This is a genomic window from Rhodocyclaceae bacterium (assembly GCA_020248265.1).
GTDB lineage: Bacteria > Pseudomonadota > Gammaproteobacteria > Burkholderiales > CAIKXV01 > CAIKXV01.
On record JADCHX010000002.1, the window covers coordinates 491,561 to 512,380 of the forward strand.

Annotated in this window: 19 protein-coding genes; 11 read left to right on the forward strand and 8 right to left on the reverse strand. The window is 67.4% G+C overall.

Annotation, left to right across the window (positions count from 1 at the left end):
* The first annotated feature begins 1 nt into the window (after position 1).
* The 6 genes from ING98_03105 to ING98_03130 all read left to right on the forward strand — a co-directional run bounded on the left by ING98_03105 (position 2) and on the right by ING98_03130 (position 7,015).
* The gene (locus ING98_03105) at positions 2 to 1,015 is read left to right on the forward strand and encodes a tripartite tricarboxylate transporter substrate binding protein (protein ID MCA3100835.1); all 1,014 of its coding nucleotides are present in this window, start codon (positions 2 to 4) and stop codon (positions 1,013 to 1,015) included.
* A 93-nt stretch (positions 1,016 to 1,108) separates the two neighbouring features.
* Positions 1,109 to 2,089 carry a tripartite tricarboxylate transporter substrate binding protein gene (locus tag ING98_03110; protein MCA3100836.1) on the forward strand — a complete coding sequence of 327 codons (981 nt, stop codon included), beginning with the start codon at positions 1,109 to 1,111 and terminating at the stop codon, positions 2,087 to 2,089.
* Positions 2,090 to 2,231: 142 nt separating this feature from the next.
* Positions 2,232 to 3,158 carry an SMP-30/gluconolactonase/LRE family protein gene (locus ING98_03115; protein ID MCA3100837.1) on the forward strand — a complete coding sequence of 309 codons (927 nt, stop codon included), beginning with the start codon at positions 2,232 to 2,234 and terminating at the stop codon, positions 3,156 to 3,158.
* Positions 3,159 to 3,285: 127 nt separating this feature from the next.
* The gene (locus ING98_03120) at positions 3,286 to 4,206 is read left to right on the forward strand and encodes a hypothetical protein (protein MCA3100838.1); all 921 of its coding nucleotides are present in this window, start codon (positions 3,286 to 3,288) and stop codon (positions 4,204 to 4,206) included.
* Between the two features lie 11 nt (positions 4,207 to 4,217).
* The gene (gene recQ / locus ING98_03125) at positions 4,218 to 6,029 is read left to right on the forward strand and encodes a DNA helicase RecQ (GenBank protein ID MCA3100839.1); all 1,812 of its coding nucleotides are present in this window, start codon (positions 4,218 to 4,220) and stop codon (positions 6,027 to 6,029) included.
* A gap of 80 nt (positions 6,030 to 6,109) precedes the next feature.
* Entirely contained in the window at positions 6,110 to 7,015 is a 906-nt protein-coding gene (locus ING98_03130) for a TauD/TfdA family dioxygenase (protein ID MCA3100840.1), read from the forward strand.
* Positions 7,016 to 7,062: 47 nt separating this feature from the next.
* Here ING98_03130 and ING98_03135 read toward each other — a convergent pair whose 3' ends face one another.
* From ING98_03135 to ING98_03145, 3 genes are read right to left on the reverse strand one after another with little or no spacing between them, the layout of a single operon-like run.
* Positions 7,063 to 7,959: an NAD(P)-dependent oxidoreductase gene (locus ING98_03135; protein ID MCA3100841.1), complete on the reverse strand. Its 897-nt coding sequence runs from the start codon at positions 7,957 to 7,959 to the stop codon at positions 7,063 to 7,065.
* Between the two features lie 2 nt (positions 7,960 to 7,961).
* Positions 7,962 to 9,068: a hypothetical protein gene (locus ING98_03140; GenBank protein MCA3100842.1), complete on the reverse strand. Its 1,107-nt coding sequence runs from the start codon at positions 9,066 to 9,068 to the stop codon at positions 7,962 to 7,964.
* Between the two features lie 55 nt (positions 9,069 to 9,123).
* On the reverse strand, positions 9,124 to 9,921 hold the full coding sequence (locus ING98_03145; protein ID MCA3100843.1) for a GntR family transcriptional regulator: 798 nt from the start codon (positions 9,919 to 9,921) through the stop codon (positions 9,124 to 9,126).
* 141 nt (positions 9,922 to 10,062) lie between these two features.
* Between ING98_03145 and ING98_03150 the strand changes: the two genes are divergently transcribed.
* The 5 genes from ING98_03150 to ING98_03170 all read left to right on the forward strand — a co-directional run bounded on the left by ING98_03150 (position 10,063) and on the right by ING98_03170 (position 15,465).
* A complete protein-coding gene (locus ING98_03150; GenBank protein ID MCA3100844.1) occupies positions 10,063 to 11,019 on the forward strand; it encodes an enoyl-CoA hydratase/isomerase family protein in 957 nt (318 codons plus the stop codon).
* 10 nt (positions 11,020 to 11,029) lie between these two features.
* Positions 11,030 to 12,289 carry a CoA transferase gene (locus ING98_03155; GenBank protein MCA3100845.1) on the forward strand — a complete coding sequence of 420 codons (1,260 nt, stop codon included), beginning with the start codon at positions 11,030 to 11,032 and terminating at the stop codon, positions 12,287 to 12,289.
* 3 nt (positions 12,290 to 12,292) lie between these two features.
* Entirely contained in the window at positions 12,293 to 12,715 is a 423-nt protein-coding gene (locus ING98_03160; protein MCA3100846.1) for a VOC family protein, read from the forward strand.
* A 113-nt stretch (positions 12,716 to 12,828) separates the two neighbouring features.
* A complete protein-coding gene (locus ING98_03165) occupies positions 12,829 to 14,187 on the forward strand; it encodes a mechanosensitive ion channel (protein MCA3100847.1) in 1,359 nt (452 codons plus the stop codon).
* Between the two features lie 105 nt (positions 14,188 to 14,292).
* Positions 14,293 to 15,465, forward strand: a complete 1,173-nt coding sequence (locus ING98_03170) for a fatty acid desaturase (protein ID MCA3100848.1) — start codon at positions 14,293 to 14,295, stop codon at positions 15,463 to 15,465.
* 66 nt (positions 15,466 to 15,531) lie between these two features.
* On the opposite strand, the gene ING98_03175 is transcribed toward ING98_03170, so the two are convergent.
* From ING98_03175 to ING98_03195, 5 genes are all read right to left on the reverse strand, one after another.
* Positions 15,532 to 16,143: a glutathione S-transferase gene (locus tag ING98_03175; GenBank protein MCA3100849.1), complete on the reverse strand. Its 612-nt coding sequence runs from the start codon at positions 16,141 to 16,143 to the stop codon at positions 15,532 to 15,534.
* Between the two features lie 92 nt (positions 16,144 to 16,235).
* Positions 16,236 to 17,729: an amidohydrolase family protein gene (locus tag ING98_03180; protein ID MCA3100850.1), complete on the reverse strand. Its 1,494-nt coding sequence runs from the start codon at positions 17,727 to 17,729 to the stop codon at positions 16,236 to 16,238.
* Between the two features lie 74 nt (positions 17,730 to 17,803).
* Positions 17,804 to 18,625 (reverse strand): ABC transporter permease, encoded by an 822-nt coding sequence (locus ING98_03185; GenBank protein MCA3100851.1) that lies wholly within the window; start codon positions 18,623 to 18,625, stop codon positions 17,804 to 17,806.
* Between the two features lie 34 nt (positions 18,626 to 18,659).
* Positions 18,660 to 19,541 (reverse strand): ABC transporter permease, encoded by an 882-nt coding sequence (locus ING98_03190; GenBank protein ID MCA3100852.1) that lies wholly within the window; start codon positions 19,539 to 19,541, stop codon positions 18,660 to 18,662.
* On the reverse strand, positions 19,538 to 20,638 hold the full coding sequence (locus ING98_03195; protein MCA3100853.1) for an ABC transporter ATP-binding protein: 1,101 nt from the start codon (positions 20,636 to 20,638) through the stop codon (positions 19,538 to 19,540). Before ING98_03195 ends, ING98_03190 begins: the two co-directional genes overlap by 4 nt.
* Positions 20,639 to 20,820 lie beyond the last annotated feature (182 nt).

A 20,820-nucleotide genomic window follows, 5' to 3' on the forward strand; every position in this document is an offset into this window, starting at 1 on the left:
CATGATCCGCCCGACCCCCACGACGTCGCTGCGGCCGAAGCGATCGGCGCACAGGTACCAGTTCGCACTCGCCACGGCAGCCCTGCTGCTGCCGGCCTTGCCGGCGTTGGCGCAGGCCTGGCCGGCGAAGCCGGTGCGCTGGATCGCGCCCTACCCGCCCGGCGGCTCGTCCGACCTGGTCGCGCGTGCGCTGGGCAACCGCCTCGCCGAACAGCTCGGGCAGCCGGTGCTGATCGACAACCGTCCGGGCGCCGGCGGCAGCCTGGGCACCGAGATCGCGGCGCGTTCGGCGCCAGACGGCTATACGCTGCTGCTGGCCAACATCGCGCCGCTGGCGATCAATCCGCACATCTACCCGAAGCTCGGCTACGACGTAATGCGCGACTTCGAAGCCGTCACGCTGCTCGCCACCGGACCGACGCTGCTGGTGGTCGGCCCGTCGCTGCCCGTGAAGAACGTGCAGGAGCTGATCGCGCTGGCGAAATCGAAACCGGGTGCCATCAAGTACGGCACCGGCGGCAGCGGCACGCCGGCCCATCTGACCACCGAGTTGCTGCGGCTGATGACCGGCATCGAATTGCTGCACGTGCCTTACAAGGGCACCGGACAGTCGGTCACCGACCTGCTCGGCGGACAGATCGATTTCGTGTTCGCCAGCCCGCCGGTGGCGGCCGCGCATGTGAAGAGCGGCAAGCTGCGTGCGCTCGCCGCCTCCAGTGCGAAACGCACGCCTCTTGCTCCGGACGTGCCAACGGTCGCCGAGAGCGGCGTGCCCGGCTTCGACATGGTGACCTGGTGGGGCGCCGTAGTCCCGGCGAAGACGCCGGCGCCGATCATCGACCGCCTGAACGCCACGCTGCGCAAGTCGCTGGAGTACGCCGACACCCTGGAGCGCTTCGCGGCACTGGGCATCGACGTGCAGTCGAGCACGCCTGCCGCGTTCCGCGCCTTCATGGCGGCTGAACTCGCCCGCTACGCAAAGCTGTCGAAGCAGGTCGGGCTGAAGAACGAATGAAGCGGCCTCCACGCTTGTGCATCCGCCGCCCGTACGGGGGCAATACTCCCTGTTGTGAATCCACTTCATGAGGCAGCTTCCCAGATGCGTCGAATGATCCGTGCCGCAATCTCCGCCTGCGTCATCGGCAGCCTTTTCGCCCTGCAGTTGCCCGTGATGGCACAGACTCAGTGGCCGGCCAAACCGGTACGCATGGTCATCCCTTGGCCGCCCGGGGGCGGCACCGACATTCTCGGGCGGCTGTTCGCCGAACCGCTGGCGCAGGCGCTCGGCCAGCCAATCGTCATCGAGAATCGCGGGGGATCCAACGGACTGATCGGTGCCGAGGCTGTGGCGCGTGCGGCGCCCGACGGCTACACGATCATGTTCCACAGCGTGACGTCCCACATCCTGAACCCTGCTTTCTACCCGAAGCTGCCCTACGACACGCTGGGTGATTTCCAGTCGATCTCGCTGGTCGGAGACGTGCCACTGGTCATTCTGGCAAATCCAGCGTTGCCCGTGCGCAACCTCAGGGAACTGGTCACGCTGGTCAAGCAGCAGCCGGGCAAGATGTCATACGCGTCCTTCGGCATCGGCAGCATGAGCCATCTCGGCGGCGCACTGCTGATGGAGATGCTGGGTCTGAAGATGATCCACGTGCCGTACAAGGGCGGGGGGCCGGCGATGACCGACCTGATCGGAGGACACGTCCCGCTGTTCTTCGCCAGTTCCGCCACGGCACCGGAGCCGGTCAAGGCAGGCAGGGCGCGCGCGCTGGCCATCGCCTCGGCCTCGCGCAGCCCGCTGCTGCCCACCGTTCCTTCGGTCAATGAAGCGCTGGGAATCAAGGGCTACGAGGCGACGATCATGTACGGCGTGTTCACGCCGGCGAGGGTTTCCCCGGATATCGTGCGGCGGCTCAGCGAGGTCACCGGCAAGGTCCTGCGCGCGCCCGATATCGTCGCCCGCCTGCAGGCGCAGGGCATGGCAGCCCCCGCCCCCGGGACGCCGGAGCAGATGACCGCCTACATCAAGGAAAACCTGCCGCTCTGGGCGAAGGTGATCCGCGAGGCCAATATCCGTATCGACTAGCGTCCGCAACGAGACGACAGGTTTCGCACCAACGCGCGGATTTGCGCCGCAGCTTCCGCACGATTCTTGCGTTACCTTTCCGGCAGGTCCACCGGGTTCCATCACAGCACGCGCCAGACGCGCACGAAAGGAAGACGTACAAATGTTCAATCCGTTCCAACCCCTGCAACTGATCGAGACCGAAGTCTTCGCGACACTGCCCGCCAAGTACCGCAAGAAGCAGTACAGCGACTGGGCGCATCCGAACCGGCAGGGCACCGAGATCGAGTGTTTCCTCGAAGGGCCTTCGTTCGACCGTGACGGCAACCTGTGGTTCGTCGACTGCGCATTCGGCCGTATCTTCCGCGCCGACCCGAAGGGCAACATCGAACTCGCGCTGCAGTACAACGGCTGGCCGAACGGCCTGAAGTTCCACAAGGACGGCCGCATCTTCGTCGCCGACTACAAGATGGGCATCCTGACCATCGATCCGAAGACGATGAAGATCGAGGAAGTGCTGCGCACCGCGTTCAGCGAAGGCTTCAAGGGCTGCAACGACCTGCACTTCGCGACCAACGGCGACCTGTACTTCACCGACCAGGGCCAGACCGGCATCGCCGACCCGACCGGCCGCGTGTTCCGCTGGCGCGCCAACGGTGCCCTCGACCGGCTCTGCAACAACGTGCCCAGCCCGAACGGCATCACCCTGTCGACCACCGAGAAGCACTGCTATGTCGGCGTCACCCGTTCGAATTCGGTGTGGCGCCTGCCGCTGATGCAGGATGGTTCGATCTCCAAGACTGGCGTCGCGATCCAGCTCTCGGGCGGCGTCGGCGGCCCGGACGGCATCGAGATGGACGGCGAGAACGGTCTGTTCGTCTGCCAGCTGGGGGTCGGTGTCTGGCGATTCGATGCGAACATGCTTCCCACGCACCTGATCCACTCGACCAACCATGCCCACCACCACCTGGCCAACATCTGCTTCGGCGGCCCGGACCTGAAGACGCTGTACATCACCGAGTCACTGTCGGGCGATATCCTGATGGCCAAGCTGCCGGTGGCCGGCAAGCGCATCTGGGGCCTCAGCTGATCGACGACAGCAGGAGATGGACGTCTGCGGGCGGCAACGGCTCGCAGACGTGGGCAACGCCCGCGGGCCGTACCCGTCCACGGGCGCGCAACCACCAAGGGGCGGCAGTGCGCCCCCGGAGAGCACGATGAAGAAGATCCAGAGCGTACTGATCTACGGCTATGGCGTGATGGGCCGTGGCGTGGCGAAGACCTTCGCGCAGGCCGGGTTCCAGACCATGGTCCGCTCGGCGCGGGCCGCATCGATCACCGACCTGCCCGAGGGCGTCACCGCGGTGGCCACGCTGCCGGCACAGGCGCCCGATCTGATCATCGAACTGGTGCCGGAGATCGTCGCCACCAAGCAGCAGGTGTTCGCCGATGTCGAGGCTGCATACGAGGGGCAGGACTACCTGCTCGGCACCGGGACCTCGGGACTCGACCTGGTCGAGCTGGCGAAGACGCTGAAGCGTCCCGAGAAGTTTCTCGGCATCCACTACTTCATGCCGGCCGACACCGCGCCGGTGGTCGAGGTGATGGGTGGGCCTGCCTCGTCGCGCGAGTCGGTCGACATTACCGCCGACGCGCTGCGCCGATCGGGCAAGGAGACAGTCGTGCTGTACAAGCCGATCATCGGCTTCCTGGTGAACCGGCTGCAGCATGCGATCCTGAACGAGGCCTACTACCTGATCGAGGCCGGCGTAGCCGACGCCGCTGCGATCGACCATGCGGCACGCCGGCTGCTGGCCCCGCGCATGGTCCTCAACGGGCTGATCCAGCAGAAGGACATCAGCGGGCTGAAGATCCACGCCGAGGCGCAGGCGTCGATCGTGCCGGCACTGTTCCACACCAATGTCGCCAATCCGATGCTGCAGGCGATGGCCGGGCGCGGCGAGACCGGGCTGGCTGCCGGCAAGGGCTTCTACGACTGGGCTGGCTGCGATACCGATGCGGTGCGCAGGCAGGCTTCCTCGCAGCTGTCCGCGCTGCTGAAATTCATCGACAACGACCTGCCGAAACCGCTGCCGGCCACCGAGCCGAAGCCGCGCGATCCCCGGCAGCCGGGGTGACCGACGGCGGCATCGCTCGCGCCCGGGAAGTCCTGGGCCGGGTGTTCGGCTATCGGGAGTTCCGCGGCCACCAGCAGGAGATCATCGGCCACCTGGTCGACGGAGGCGATGCGCTGGTGCTGATGCCCACCGGCGGCGGCAAGTCGCTCTGCTACCAGATCCCGTCGATCGTGCGCGAAGGCGCGGGCGTGGTCGTCTCGCCGCTGATCGCGCTGATGCAGGACCAGGTCGACGCGCTGAAGCTGGCTGGCGTGAACGCGGCCTTCCTCAATTCGTCGCTCGATGCGCGCGCGGCACGCGAGGTCGAGCACGCGTTCGAGGCGGGCGAACTCGACCTGCTGTACGTGGCTCCGGAACGGCTGCTTACCGACCGCTTCCTCGCGCTGCTCGAACGCTCGAAGGTCGCGCTGTTCGCGATCGACGAGGCGCACTGCGTGTCGCAGTGGGGCCACGATTTCCGGCCGGAGTACATCCAGCTGTCGGTGCTGCACGAGCGCTTCCCGTCGATCCCGCGCGTCGCGCTGACCGCCACCGCTGACGCCATCACCCGGCAGGAGATCCTCGACCGGCTGGGACTGAACGACGCGCGGTTGTTCGTGTCGAGCTTCGACCGCCCGAACATCCGCTACCGGGTGGTCGAGAAGGACGCTGCGCGGGAGCAGCTCGGCCGCTTCCTGAAGGACGGGCACGAGGGCGCGGCCGGCATCGTCTACTGCCAGTCGCGGCGCAAGGTCGACGAGACCGCAGTCTGGCTCTCGGGCCTGGGCGTCAACGCCCTGCCCTACCATGCCGGGCTCGATGCCGACGTACGGCGCCTGCACCAGCAGCGCTTCCTGCGCGAGGACGGCATCGTCATGGTGGCCACCGTCGCCTTCGGCATGGGTATCGACAAGCCCGACGTGCGCTTCGTCGCCCACCTCGACCTGCCGCAGAGCCTCGAGGGCTACTACCAGGAGACCGGCCGCGCCGGACGCGATGGCGACGCTTCTGAAGCCTGGCTCGCCTATGGCCTGTCCGACGTCGTGCTGCTGCGCAACCGCATCGACGAGTCCGGCTCTCCCGACGAGGTGAAGCGTATCGAGCGGCAGAAGCTCGATGCGATGCTCGGCTACTGCGAGACCACGCACTGCCGGCGCCGGGTGCTGCTCGACTATTTCGGCGAGACGCTCGATGCCGACTACCAGTGCGGCAACTGCGACAACTGCCTGGAGCCGCCGGAGACCATCGACGGCACCGTGCCCGCGCAGAAGCTGCTTTCGGCTGCGCTGCGCACCGGCCAGCGCTTCGGCGCCGGGCACCTGATCGACCTGCTGCTCGGGAAGGCCACACCCAGGATGGTGCAGTTCGGCCATGACAAGCTGCCGACCTTCGCGGTGGGCACCGAGTTCGACGACATGGGCTGGCGTGCCGTCGCACGGCAACTCATCGCCGCCGGCTACCTGCATGCAAATGCAGAACGTTTCGGCGCGCTGCAGCTGACCGAGTCTGCGCGCGCGCTGCTCAAGGGCGAAATCGAGATCCGCATCCGCAAGGTGTCGCGGCGCAAGGCAACCGGCCGCGATCGCGCCACGAAGGCGCGGCGCGCTGCCGAGTTGCCGGCCGGCGTCGACGCCGCGCTGCTGGAGGCACTGCGCGCCTGCCGCCGTCGGCTGGCCGCCGAACAGGGCGTACCGGCCTATGTCGTGTTCCACGATGCAACGCTGGTCGAAATGGCGATGCTGCATCCGCAGACGGTCGAAGACCTGCGCCAGGTCAGCGGCGTCGGCGACACCAAGCTCGCGCGCTATGGCGAGGCATTCCTCGAGACGCTGCGCGCCGCCTGAGTGCGCCGGGCGGGTTGCAGTATAGTCATCCGGACAGGTGCTCCCCGATCGGCGGACGCCGCGAACAGGAGCAGCAACCGATGGACCTCAGACCGCTCAGCCCCGTCTTCGGTGCCGAAGTGCTCGGCGTCTCGCTGGCCGACGTCGCGGATGCCGGCCCGCGCGGCGACGCAGCCTATGCGTTCGTGCGCGCGGCCTTCGAGGAACACTCGGTGCTGCTGTTCCGCAGGCAGGAGATCACCGACGAGCTGCAGGTGGCCTACTCGCAGCGCTTCGGCACGCTCGAAGTGGCGAAGGTGGCATCGCTGGGCGAAGGCACGCCTTTCAGCATCCTGACCAACGTCGACCGCGCGACAGGCAAGCTGGTGGCGCCCGACCACAAGGAGTCGCTGCGCGCGAAGGCCAACCAGCTCTGGCATACCGACAGCTCGTTCAAGCAGCATCCGGCGCTGGCCTCGGTGCTGTCGGCGCGCATCATCCCGCCGACCGGGGGCGAGACCCAGTTCGCCTCCCAGCGCGCGGCCTGGGACCGGCTGTCGGAGGCTGCCAGGGCGCAGCTGTTCGACGCCTGCGTCTGGCACGACTATGCGCATTCGCGCGGGCAGATCGCCCCGCACCTGGCCTCCGAGCGCGAACGCGCCGCGATGCCGCCGGCCTGCTGGCGCATCCGCTGGCGCAATCCGGTCAACGGCCGCGATTCGTTCTACCTCGCGTCGCACGCGTATGCGATCGAGGGCCTGCCCGAAGCCGACTCGAAGGCGCTGCTCGCCGAGCTCATGGAACACATCACGGACCCGGCGCACACCTACACCCATGCCTGGCAGGCTGGCGACGTGGTCATGTGGGACAACCGCGCGACGATGCACCGCGGACGGCCATGGCCTGCCGGCGACCATGCACGGCTGATGATGCGCACCACGATCAGCGCGTCGGATGCGGACGGGGTGGCGGGCACCCGGCCACCGGTGGACGCGGCGACGGCCTGACCCGGTGTCGGCGCCGCTGCCCTGGCAGGCCGCCAGGGCAGCGGCCCTCAGCGCAGCCGGGCGATCAGACTCGACGTGTCCCAGCGCCGGCCACCAGCCTGCTGCACGTCGGCATAGAACTGGTCCACCAGCGCCGTTACCGGCAGCAGCGCACCGTTGCGCCTGGCTTCGTCGAATACGAGCCCGAGGTCCTTGCGCATCCAGTCGACCGCGAACCCGAACTCGAACTTGCGCTCGACCATCGTCCGGCCACGGTTGTCCATCTGCCAGCTCTGCGCCGCGCCCTTGCCGATCACCGCCAGCACGGCATTCATGTCGAGGCCGGCACGCTGGCCGAACGCGATGGCTTCGGACAGCCCCTGCACCAGCCCGGCGATGGCGATCTGGTTCACCATCTTCGCCAGCTGGCCGGAGCCGCTCGGACCGAGCAGCGTCACCGCCTGCGCGAACGCACCGGCCACCGGCGCGATCGTGTCGAAGGTCGCCTGCGCACCGCCGCACATCACGGTGAGCATGCCGTTCACCGCCCCCGCCTGGCCGCCGGACACCGGTGCGTCGATGAAGCCCAGGCCCTTCGACGCCGCCAGCGCGGACAGCTCGCGCGCGACGTCCGCCGATGCGGTGGTGTGGTCGACGAAGATCGCGCCGGCCTTCATGCCGGCAAACGCGCCGGAGGAGCCGTCGCCGACGACCACGGACCGCAGGTCGTCGTCGTTGCCGACGCAGGCGAACACGATGTCGGCACCGGCTGCCGCCGTCGCGGGCGTCGCCGCGGACGCACCGCCGTACTCGGCCACCCACTGCGCGGCCTTCGCCGCAGTACGGTTGTAGACGGTGACCGAGTGTCCGGCGCGCGCCAGGTGCCCGGCCATCGGATAGCCCATCACGCCCAGGCCGAGGAAAGCCACCTTGCGCGACGGTACGGCTGCATAGGTCTTCGCCATGGTCAGAGCGCCCTCTGGTACTTGCGCACCTTCGATTCGTCGACTTCGACGCCGAGCCCGACGCCGCCGGGCACCTCTGCATGGCCCTCGACCACGCGCAGCGGCCGCGCGACGATGTCGTCGGCAAGGTACTGGTTGGTGATCGACAGGCCCCAGTCGAGGCCGGGCAGCGCCGCGGCCAGGTGCAGCACCCCGGCGATGCCGATGCTCGACTCGGCGACCTTGTTCGCCAGGTTGACGCGCATGCCGAGCTTCGCGCACAGCACGCCGGCATCGAACACCTCGCGCATGCCGCCGAGCTTGATCGTCTTCAGGCTCACGCCGCTGGCCGCCTTCATGTCGTGGTGGCGCTGGATATCCTCGGGGCTGTGCAGGCCTTCATCGGCGCCGATCAGTACCCTGCTCGCCGCCGCGACCTTCGCCATCCCGGCGAGATCCTTCGAACGCACCGGCTGCTCGAAGAAGTCCAGGCGCGAATCCTTCACGACATCGACGTATGCCAGCGCACCGTCAACCGTGTAGCCCTGGTTCGCGTCGGACGAAATCAGGTTGCCGTCGCCCAGCACCTCGCAGATCGCGAGCGAGCGGCGTGCATCGTCGATTGCCTCGCCGGTGCCGACCTTGATCTTGTAGGCGACGAAGCCAGCCGCCTTGCGCGCCTTCGACTCCGCCACGTCGCCATCGGTCGAACCCGTGCCGATCAGCCAGAGCACTGCCATGCGCTCGCGGCGCTGCTCGCCGAACAGCTTCCAGGCCGGGATGCCGGCCGCCTTCGCGGTCAGGTCCTGCAACGCCATCTCGATCGCCGACTTCGCGGCATGGTTGCCGTAGAGCGCGAACTCCCAGTGCGAAGCGAGGGCGTGCAGATCCTCGACATTGCGGCCTTCGGTCGCGGGAGCGAGGTAGCGCACCGCGGCGACCATGCTCTCGACCGTCTCGCCGGTCATGTGTGGCGCCGAAGCGGCCTCGCCCCAGCCGACGCTGCCATCGGCCGCCTCGATGCGTACCAGCAGGTTGTCGGCAGTGCGTATCTCGACGCCGGCCATCTTCATCGGCTTGGCCATCGGCAGGCTGACCGCGATCGCCTCGATGCGCTTGATCTTCAGCATGGGACTCCTCCAGTGTTGAACGGTTACGGCAATGGAATGGCCGGCACGGGCCTGCTCAGCCGCGGCGTGGCTTGCGCGGCTCGCGCTGCACGTCCATGGTGTAGGTGAATCGGTGCTCCGGATGCACGGTCACCGAGTTCTCGAAGTTCTCGCCGCTGGCGCCGAAGTAGCGGCGCACGAAGGTCAGCGCCGGCGTGCCGCTGGCCACCTTCAGCGGCCGCGCGAGCCGGGTCGGGATGCGGCTGGCGAAGATCTCGAACCGTGCACGCACGGTCGGCTCGCCGAAGATCCGCTCGACCTGCTGGTACACATGGGTCTGCGCGTGGTCGACCGCGTCGACCACCTTGCTGTAGCGCGGCAGCAGATAGATGTCGGTCCAGCCCAGCGGCTCCGGGCTGGAATTCGTACGCCGGATCGCGCTGATCCGGAACCAGCGGCTACCCACCTCGCAGGCGAGCAGTTGCGCGAGCGGCTTGTCCGCGACCACCAGTCGGCTGCTCACGTTCTCCCGGAATGTGTCCGGCGGATAGTTCATCAGCTCCTCGACGTTCTTCACGCTCTGCGTGAAGGCGGTCGGCGTCTCCGATGCAACCACCACCGACCCGGCGCCCGGACGACGCACCAGCAGGCCGCGCTCGGTGATCGTACGCAGCGCTTCGCGTACGGTGTAGCGGCTCGCTTCGAAGCGCTTGCAGAGCTCGACCTCGGGCGGCAGCAGTCCACCCACCGGCAACACCCCGGAACGGATCTCCTCGATCAGTCGCTGGGTGATCACCTGGTACAGGGGTGCCGCAGCGCGGCCGCGCCCCTGGGCGGCCCGCTTCGATCGTTCGCCGTCGACTGGGGATTCCACGACTTTGTTGCTCCGCTGGAGACGCTTCACTGACGCGCCACCGATGGTAACATTTGTCCGGACAAAAACGCCCGGCGGGGTCACATCCACTCCACGCGGGCCAACCTGGCTCAACCACCCATCACAGGGGAGACGGAAGCAATGGCAACGAGCGGCACCAAGGCCACCAAGGTCACCAATGCGAAGAAATCGGGCAAGGCCAAACCCACGGTCGCGACCGCGCGCGCGCGCAAGTACACCGACATCCTGTTCGAAGTGAAAGACCAGGTCGCCTGGATCACCATCAACCGTCCGCGCGTGCTCAATGCCTTCCGCGAGCAGTCGCTCGACGAGATGATCGACGCGCTGAAGGCCACGCGCGAAGACCCGTCGATCGTCTGCGCGGTGATTACCGGCACCGGCGACAAGTCGTTCTCCGCCGGCGGCGACTTCTACGCCATGAAGCGCCTGAACTTCACCAATGCCTACATGTGGAACGACCGCATGCTCGGGCTGGCGATGACCATCCGCGGCCTGCCGATCCCGGTGATCGCGATGGTCAACGGCTGGTGCATGGGTGGCGGCCACGAACTGGCGCTCTGGTGCGACCTGGTGATCGCCTCCGAGAACGCGGTACTCGGCCAGACCGGTGCCAAGGTCGGCGCCTGCCCGACGGTCGGTGCCACGCAGTATCTGCCGCGCATCATCGGCGAACGCCTGGCGCGCGAAATGATCTTCTGTGCCCGCCGCTTCCCGGCAAAGGAAGCCGTCGAGGTCGGCCTGATCAACAAGTGCGTACCGCAGAAAGACCTGCTGGCCGAGACGCTGAAGTGGTGCGAGACCATGAAGGGCCACAGCGCGCTCACCCTGCGCATGACCAAGAAATCGCTCAACTTCGAGTCGGACAACCTGTACTCGTCGTGGCAGCACGGCATGGAACTGCTCGCGCACGTCTGGGGTTCGCCCGAGGCCAACGAGGGCATGGACGCGTTCCTGCAGGGCCGCAAGCCCAACTTCCAGCAGTTCCGGATGCAGGCCAAGCGGGAACTGGCGAGCTACGTCGACGGCTTCGAGCGGAACCTGAACGAGCCGCCCGAAATGCGCAAGCTGCACAAGTAAGGCTTACACGATGAGCGAGTCTTCTGTCCCGAGTAACGACAACGGCGGGCCGGCGGGTGCGCTCGACGGCATCCGGGTCCTCGACCTGACCCGGGTGCTGGCCGGGCCGCTGTGCGCCCAGATGCTGGGCGACCTCGGCGCGGACGTGATAAAGGTGGAGCCTCCGGGCGCGGGTGACGACACCCGCACCTGGGGCCCGCCCTGGGTCTCGAAGCCCGGCGCGGCGCCGGGCGATGCGGAGGCGGCGTACTACCTCGGCGCCAACCGCAACAAGCGCTCGATCACCCTCGACCTCGGGCAACCGGCCGGGCGTGCACTGCTCGGCAGGTTGATCGAGAAGGCCGACGTGGTGGTCGAAAACTACAAGAAGGGCACCCTTGCCCGCTGGGGCTTCGACGATGCCTGGTTCGACGCCCATGCGCCACGTGCGATCCGCGCCAGCGTGACCGGCTACGGCAGCACCGGTCCGAAGGCGGCGCTGCCGGGTTACGACTTCATCGCCCAGGCCGAATCCGGCCTGATGAGCATCTGTGGCGACGTCGACGGCGAACCGATGAAGTACGGCGTCGCGATCGTCGACATCGCCACCGGGCTGATCACCACCAACGGCGTGCTGGCGGCCCTGGCCGCGCGCCAGCGCACCGGCCGCGGCCAGAAGGTCGAGGCCTCGCTGTACGAGACCGGGCTGTTCCTGCTCGCCAACGTGGCGATGAACCATCTGGCAAGCGGCCGCGACGCGCGGCGCTTCGGCAATGGCCATCCGAACATCGTGCCCTACACGACCTACCCGGCCGCCGACGCGATGATCGCGGTCGCGGTGGGAAACGACGCGCAGTTCGCCAAGTTCGCCGAACTGATCGGCGAGCCGGCCTGGGCAAGTAATCCGCAGTTCGCGACCAATGCCGAGCGCATCGCCAACCGCGATGGCCTCGATGCGTCGATCGGCCTGCGCACCCGCGAGCGTCCGGCAGACGCATGGATTGCCGCGATGCGTGGCGCCGGCATTCCCTGCGCACGCATCAACACGGTCGCGCAGGCGCTCGCCGACGAACAGACAGAGGCGCGCGAGATGGTAGTGCCGATGTCGCACGATGCCTACGGCGACTTCCGCACCCTCGGCTGCCCGGTGAAGCTGTCCGGGACGCCGGCCACCTACCGCAAGGCGCCACCCCGGCTGGGCGAGCACGGCGACGAGGTACTGCGCGGTGAGCTCGGCATTGACGACGCCGAGATCGCCCGCCTGCGTGCCGACCGCGTGTTGGGAGGCTGACCCGTGTTCACCCACCTCGCCCATGTCTCGATCGCCGTGCCCGACCTCGATGCAGCGATCGGCACCCTGCAGGCCCGCTACGGCCTGGCGGCCGGCGAAATCATGGAGAACCCGCAGCAGCAGGTGCGGATGACCTACATCGAACTGGCCAACGCCCGCATCGAACTGATGGCGCCGACCGGCCCGGCTTCGCCGATTGCCGCCTTCCTGGCGCGCAATCCGCGCGGCGGCATCCACCACTTCTCGCTCGGCACCGAAGATGTCGGTGCGACGGCCGCCGGGCTGAAGGCTGGCGGCGTGCAGGTGCTGGGCGACCCGTCGACCCAGCGCAACGTGCACGGCGACCCGATCGCCTTCATCCATCCGAAGGAATTCCTCGGCGCGCTGGTCGAGATCGAGCCAGCGGCCAGCGGCGCACACGATTGAGCGATCCGTTAAAGGCTGACGAGTACCGAGCCATGTTCACGGCGAAAGCCGGCACGTTCTGAGGCATCTGCTTCAGGATCGCAGGGCTGCAGCACCCCACGCATTCTCCGACGATGGCCCAGCCTCCCGCAGTCAACGATATCCCCTCCGCGCTTTCGCTGCTCGGCCACGGCCTGCAGCAGGTGACCACTGCATGGCAGCTGGGCGCGATCGCCGTGGCGCTGGCCTTTGCATGGGCGGTGAAGCTGTGGCTGCAGCCTCGGCTCGACCGGGTCGAGGGCCGCTGGAAGTCGAGCGTCGCCGGGCTGGAACGGGCGCTGTTCCCGGTGTCGGGCCTGCTGCTGCTGCTGCCGGCACACGCGCTGCTAGCCGAGTGGAATCCGACCGCACTGCTGGGCATCGCCAGCTCTCTGCTGGCGGCGTTGGCGATCGTGCGCGTGCTCGCCTGGCTGATGCGTTCGGCGTTCAACGCCTCGCCGGCGATGGATGCCTGGGAGCGCCTGATCGGCTGGACGGTCTGGATCGGCGTCGCCCTGCACCTGACCGGCGTGCTGCCGGCGATCACCCGCATCCTTGACAGCGTGACGATACCGATGGGCAAGGGCCATGTATCGGTGCTGCTGATGATGCGAGGTACGCTGTCGGTGGTGCTGACCCTACTCGTCGCGCTCTGGATCGGTCGGCTGATCGAAGCGCGCCTGATGGGCGCTCAGGCGATGGACATCAACGTACGGGTGATCTTCGCGAAGGCTGCGAAGGCACTGCTGATCGTGATCGGGGTGCTCGTCGCGCTGTCGGTCGTCGGCATCGACATCACGCTGCTGTCGGTTTTCGGCGGTGCGCTCGGCGTCGGCCTGGGCTTCGGCCTGCAGAAGATCGCCAGCAACTACGTCAGCGGCTTCATCATCCTGGCCGACCGCTCGGTGTCGATCGGCAACACGGTAGTGATCGACAACCGGGAAGGTGTCGTCACCCGGATGACCGGCCGCTATGTGGTGGTGCGCAGCCTGGATGGCAACGAGGCGATCATCCCGAACGAGACGATCATCACCAGCACGGTGATCAATCAGTCGTACAGCGACCCGAAGGTGCGCATCGCGGTGCCGATACAGATCGCCTACGAGTCCGATCTCGAGGCGGTGATCGAACTGATCCGCCGAGTGGCCGCTCGCAATCCGCGCGTGCTGGAAGACCCAGCGCCGACCGTGCTGGTCCGGTTGTTCGGCGAAAGCGGCATAGAACTCGAACTCGGTGCCTGGGTCGGCGATCCGGACCGCGGACGCAACAATCTGCGGTCGGATTTGTACCGGGAACTGTGGCAGACGTTCCGGGAACATGGCGTCCGTATTCCCTACCCGCAGCGGGAAGTGCGGCTGCTCGGCCCGGACCTGCCCGAGCAACCCTCTGCCCGGGCCGCAGCGGCGCCTGCCGGCAGCACTCCCCAATCCGAAAAGGGCGCTGCAAGCGCTTGAAAGTCAAGGTTTTCGGGGCAATATCCGAAATAGGTGACGCGGAGACCAGAAACCTCCGGTTTTTCGGTAGACTGCCGCTCACTTTCGTTTGAAACAGGATACTTGATGCTCTCCGGCCTGATCGATCTCCCGTGGTGGGGTTATGTCGTCTATGCCCTGGTGGTCACGCATATCACCATCGCAGCAGTGACGATCTTCCTGCACCGCGCGCAGGCGCACCGCGGCCTAGACCTGCACCCCGTCGTCTCGCACTTCTTCCGTTTCTGGCTGTGGCTCACCACCGGCATGGTCACCCGCGAATGGGTTTCCATCCACCGCAAGCACCATGCACGTTGCGAGACGCCGGAAGATCCGCACAGCCCGCAGATCTTCGGTATCCGCAAGCTGCTGCTCGAAGGTAGCGAGTTGTACCGTGCCGAGGCCAAGAACAAGGAGACCCTCGAGAAGTTCGGCAGCGGCACGCCGGATGACTGGATCGAGCGCAACCTCTATTCGCGCTACTCGGTCATGGGGCCATACACCACCCTGGCGCTGAACGTGCTGCTGTTCGGGCCGATCGGCATCACCATCTTCGCGGTGCAGATGCTCTGGATCCCGGTCACCGCCGCCGGCGTCATCAATGGCATCGGCCACTTCTGGGGCTACCGGAACTTCGCTGCCGAGGACGCCAGCCGCAACATCCTGCCGTGGGGCATCCTCATCGGGGGCGAGGAGCTGCACAACAACCACCATGCCTACCCCAGCTCCGCGCGGCTGTCGTCGAAATGGTATGAGTTCGACATCGGCTGGATGTACATCCGGCTGATGGAGATGGTGGGGCTCGCGCATGTGAAGAAGGTGGCTGCGCAGGTCCGCCTCGATACGACGAAGACGGTCGCGGACGTCGATACCCTCGATGCCGTGATCGCACACCGCTACGACGTACTCTCGCGCTACGGCAAGATGCTGGCGGCCACATGGCGCCAGGAAATCGGTGCCATCCGCAACGGGGCGCCGGCAATGCCGCACCTCGACCTGTCCTCGCTGCGGCACTGGCTGCAGCGCGACGCCGCAGATGTGCCGGACACGGTGCGTCCGGCACTCTCCGAGGTGCTCAGCCGCAGCGAAGCACTGCAGAAGATCTACACGATGCGCCAGGAACTGTCGGCGCTTTGGGCCCGCTCGACCGCATCCAAGGAACAGCTGGTACATCAGTTGCAGGACTGGTGCGTGCGTGCCGAACAGAGCGGCGTCGCACAGCTTCGTGAGTTCTCGATGCGCCTGCGCAGCTACGCCTGACCGGCCGCAACAGCCAGTACCGCGAAACGGGGTCGCTGGCGACCCCGTTTCCGTTGGTGGCCCGGTTCAGGCCGTCGGCCGGGTCGCGAGCATCGACGGCCGCTCGCCGAACACCGCGAGCCAGGACGCAAGCGCCGGCCGGCCCTTGCGCCAGTCGTCGGCTCCGTAGCGAAAGTCGAGCCAGGCCAGCGTGGCCGCGACCGACAACGAGCCGATGGTCGGCTCGCCTTCCAGGCTCTTCGCATCTGCCTCCAGGAAATCGAGCGCCTGCTTCCATTTCGTGCGCTGGCCATCCTGCCAGTCGGTCCACTGCAGTTCCTTGGGCGCCAGCGCGGTCTGGTAACGCACGCCGATCGCGGCGTCGAGGATGCCGTCGGCGATTGCCTGCTGGCGCAGCGCGCTCCAGCGGGCTGCGCCAGCAGCCGGGAACAGCTTGCGCCCGGCATTCAGGCTGTCGAGGTACTCGCAGATCACCGGCGAATCGAACAGCGCGAAGCCTTCGTCGGTGACCAGCGTCGGCAGCTTCATCAGCGGGTTCGCCTTCGCCAGGTCGCCGTTCGGCTTCAGCGGCGACACTGCGGTCGGGATCTCATCGACCCGCGACGCAAGGCCTGCCTCGTGCGCGACCAGGCGCACCTTGCGCGCGAATGGCGATGCTGGGCTGATGTAGAGCTTCATCGATGTCTCCTCGGGGGCGGGTCGCCAAAGCCGCGATGCTACCCCGGAGCCGGAAATCAGGGTCGGATACCCTCTCCGGGAACGGCGCCGTTTCAGAGCCGGGCGCTGAAGGTGTCCCGTGCCACGGGCTGCGCTTCGCAGCGCGCCAGCACCGCGCGCATCACGCGATGGATATCGCCGACCGAGGCTTCGGCCAGTTCGAACTCGGGCGTCAGCCGTTCGGCTGTGGCGCAGATCTCCGCGAGCAGGGCCGACTCGTCGAACCGCACGAAGCGGCCATCGCGCAGCACCGGCTCGCCATCCACCAGGACCAGGTCGAGGCCGGCACCGCGTTCGCCGTAGACCAGTTGCCGGACCGGGTCCGCGAGCGGGGTGAAGCCGATGGTATCCAGGCGCCAGGCACACAGGTCGGCGATCGCACCGACCTCGATCCTGCCCAGGCTGTCGCCGAATCCGAACGCACGCGCCCCACCGGCCGTGGCAATGGCGAACGCTTCGCGGGCACTCAGCCAGTCGCCATCGTCGCCGCGCAGCTTGGACAGCGCCGCTGCGGATCCGACCGACGTGAGCATGTTCGCCGTGACCGTCGAGGCCATGCCATCGGTACCCATGCCGACATTCACCCCTGCGCGCAGCAACTCGCGCACCGGGGCGACGCCCGAGCCGAGCATCAGGTTGCTCCATGGATTGTGCTGGGCTGTCGCCCCGGCGGCGGCGAGCAGTCCGATCTCGCGCGGGTTCAGCCAGACCGCATGGATCAGCGTGGTCTTCTCCTTCAGGAAGCCTAGCGCATGCAGGTGTTCGACCATTGTCCGACCGTAGAAGGACTGGCCGGTCACCACCTGCATCCGCGTTTCCTGCACATGCGTGATGACCGGCAGGTCGAGCTCATCGGCCAGCGCGCGCGACGATCGCAGGAATCCTTCCGTGCAGCGCTGCGGCGCCGAGCACGACACCAGCACGCCGACACGGTTCGACTGCGGATGGCGGCTGCGCGCGAGTTCGCGCACCAGCCCGTGGAACGCGTCCGGGGACGGCCGCGGCAGCGCGCGCAGCCGCGCGAGCATCGCCGCATCCGCACACTCGTCCACGTACGGGAAATTGTCGATCACCGCGCGGTCCATCATGGCGAAGCCGACCAGCGCGCGTACGCCGGCATCCTCGTAGGCCTGGAACACGGCATCGAGCAGCGGACGGTCGATGGCCGCGCCGAGCGTGAGGTCATCGACCACCGTGGTCGCGCCGCTGCGCAGGCATTCGATCGCGCCGATCATCGTGCGCAGGTATGCGTCGCGCGGGGTGAGCGGCACCGGCCGGACCGGGCGCACGTTGTGCATCCACAGCTCGAGCGGCTGGTTTTCGTGTCGCCCACGCTGGAAATGCTCGTGCGAGTGGAAGTGTCCGTTGACCATACCGGGCGCGAGCAGCCGGCGTTCGAGCGAGATCACCAGCGGCGCATCGGGCAGGCTGCCCGCCGGACCAATGGCCCGGATCCGCCCGTCCGCTATGGCGACATCGAGTGGCCCGGACAGGTTGAAATCGGTGCCGAGCAGCGCACGGGCACCCCGCAACAGCAACGATGCCATCCGGTCATCCTTTCTCGAGCGTGATCCGTGACTGCACGGTGATGCCCCGGCCGCGCGGCGCCTGGCGACCTTTCCTAGCGCACATGGCGGCTGACTCCGACAACCCGCTCCATCACGATCACCAGCACCGTGGTCACCGCGATCAGCACGCCCGACACCGCGGCAGCGCGTACGTCGAGGTTCGATTCGATGATGTTCCACAGGCGAATGGGCAGTACCTCGCTGCGCGCATCCGACAGGAACAGCGAGATGGCCACGTTGTCGAACGACATCATGAAGGCGATGAACGCGCCGGCAGCCACGCCGGGCAGTATCAACGGCAGGGTGACCGTTCGAAAGGCGAACAGCGGCCCCGCGCCGAGGCTCTTGGCACTTTCCAGCAGCACCCCGTCGAGCTGGCTCAGGCTGGCACAGGTCGTGCGCAGGATGTAGGGCGTGGTGATGGCGGTGTGGCCGATGACCAGCGTCACCATGGAAACCCCGGTACCGAACACATTGAACCAGACCAGAAGCCCGAGACCCAGGGCCAGCGTGGGCAGCATCAGCGGCGACATGAACACCGAGTCGAGGAAACGCGCCCATAGCCGCGGCTCGCGCGCCAGCGCGAGCGCCCCGCATACGGCCAGCACGGTCGAGATCGCGGTCGCCATGCCCGCCACCTGAAGCGACAGCGTCGCCGCACGCCACAGGTCCGGCGAGTCGGTCAACAGCGCCTGGTACCAGCGCAGTGACCAGCCCGGCGGCGGGAAGCGCAGCGACTGGCCGCTGGTGAACGACACCAGCAGCACGATCAGCGTCGGCGCGATCAGGAGCACGATGGCGATGGTGGAGAGCGTACCGACCGCGGCATGGAACGTGCCGCGTTCAACACGCGAGGCAACCGATTCGCCACGCATCGCCCCCCCGGTCGCGGGCAACCGGTACCCTCCCTCACCCATGGACCATCCCGCGCATGCGCCGTGCAAGAAGGTTCACCGTCACCACGATCGCCAGCACGCTCGCCAGCAGGATCATCGCGATCGCCGCCGCGAACGGATAGTTGTTGGCCTGGATCGCCTGCTGGTAGATGTAGAACGGCATGAACATCTGCTGCCCGCCGCCGACCAGCGTCTGGGTCACGAAGGCGCTCACCGACGAGGCGTAGACCAGCAGGCAGCCGGCGAGTACGCCCGGCGCCGACAGCGGCAGGATCACCCGCAGGAAGGTACGCCAGCTGCCCGCCCCCAGCGACAGCGATGCCTGGCGCAGGTTGGGATCGATCCCGGCGAGCACCGTGATGATCGGCAGCACCATCAACGGCAACTCGATCTGCGCCAGCGCCACGACCACCGCGGTCGGCGTATACAGCAGCTTTGCCGGCATCTCGAACAGACCGATGGCGACCAGCAACTCGTTCACGATGCCCTGCCGGCCCAGGATGACCAGCCACGCGAACGTGCGCACAACGGCGCTGGTCAGCAGCGGCAGGACGATCAACAGCATCAGCACGCCCTGCCAGCGCGGCGCCGAGACCGAATACAGGTAGGCCAGCGGATACCCGATCAACAGCGTGAGCAGCGTCACCTTCAGCCCGAGCCAGAGCGTCGCGCCCAGTACGCCGAGGTTGAAACGGTCGGCGAGGAACTTCGTGTACTGGGCGAGGCTGGCTTCCTCGAGCGATACGTCCGTATGCAGGCTCACGTAGCCGAGCAGGGCCAGCGGCCCGAGCACGAACGCGCCGAAGAACAGCGCCAGCGGCAGCACCAGCTGCCATTGCCGCAGCGGCGATCTGCGAAGCACGACGGCCTCGCCCTGGACAGGTGCTGGCGTCATGCCTGGAACACCGCGACGGGTGCGCCTGGTGCGACGGCGAGGCCGGTACGCGTCCCTGGCGCCAGCCATGCGTGAGCGCCTGTACGCGCCACCGTTACCTTTACCCTGTCGCCATTGTCTAGGGCCAGCTCATGCACGACCGTCGGCCCGAGCGGCAACGCGAACTCTACCGTCGCGTTGATCGTCCCGTCGGCGGGCGGCACGAACACCAGGTGTTCCGGACGCACCGACACACTGACCTGGCCGGGACGCGAGCAGGGGCCGGGATCGTCCAGCTGCAGGCGTCCGCCCGCCGCGAGCTGCACCGCGAAGCGATCGCCTTCTCGCTCGAGCCGGCCGCCGAACAGGTTTGCCGTGCCGACGAAGTGGGCGACGAACAGCGACCGGGGGCGATCGTAGATCTGCTCCGGGGTACCTAGCTGCTCGACGCGACCCTCGCTCATCACCGCGATGCGATCGGCCATGCCCAGTGCCTCTTCCTGGTCGTGCGTCACCATCACGGTAGTTATGCCCAGTTCGCGCTGCAGCCGCTTGACTTCGATCTGCATTCCCAGGCGCAGGTTCTTGTCGAGTGCACCAAAGGGCTCGTCGAGCAGCAGCACCTTCGGGCTGACCGCCAGCGTACGCGCCAGGGCGACACGCTGCTGCTGGCCACCGGACAGCTGGCGCGGATAGCGCGCCGCATGCTCCCTCATGCGCACCAGCGCGAGCATCCGTTCGACCACGCCAGCCCGTTCCGCCTTCGGCATGCCGCGCGCCCGCAGGCCGTACTCGATGTTCGCCGCGACGGTCATGTGCGGGAACAGCGCATAACTCTGGAATACGATCCCGGCGCCGCGTTCGTTGGGCGGCAGCGCGTCGACGATCTCGCCGCCGATCGTCACATGGCCCTCGCTCTGCCGGATCAGTCCGGCGACGATGCGCAGCAGCGTCGTCTTGCCGCACCCGGACGGGCCGAGCAGTGCGAGGAACTCGCCGGCCCGGATCTCGAGCTGGATGTCCTGCACCGCGGTGAATGCACCATAACGATGGGTCACCCGGTCCAGCACGACCGCGGAGGACGACCGGTCATCGTTGGGGGGTGTCTCGCTTTGCATCCGTGCAATGCCTCGGGGTGGTGATCGGTCCCCGAAGGAAAGAAAGAAGCATGCCAGAGCGTCACGACCCCGCCTGCCCTTCTGGCACACCGCTTGCATTTCGCCACTCATGGGAACGGATCGTGTCGTGCGCAACCTTCGTGCGCGCCGCACGCCCGCACGACGGATGCACCTCGATCGGG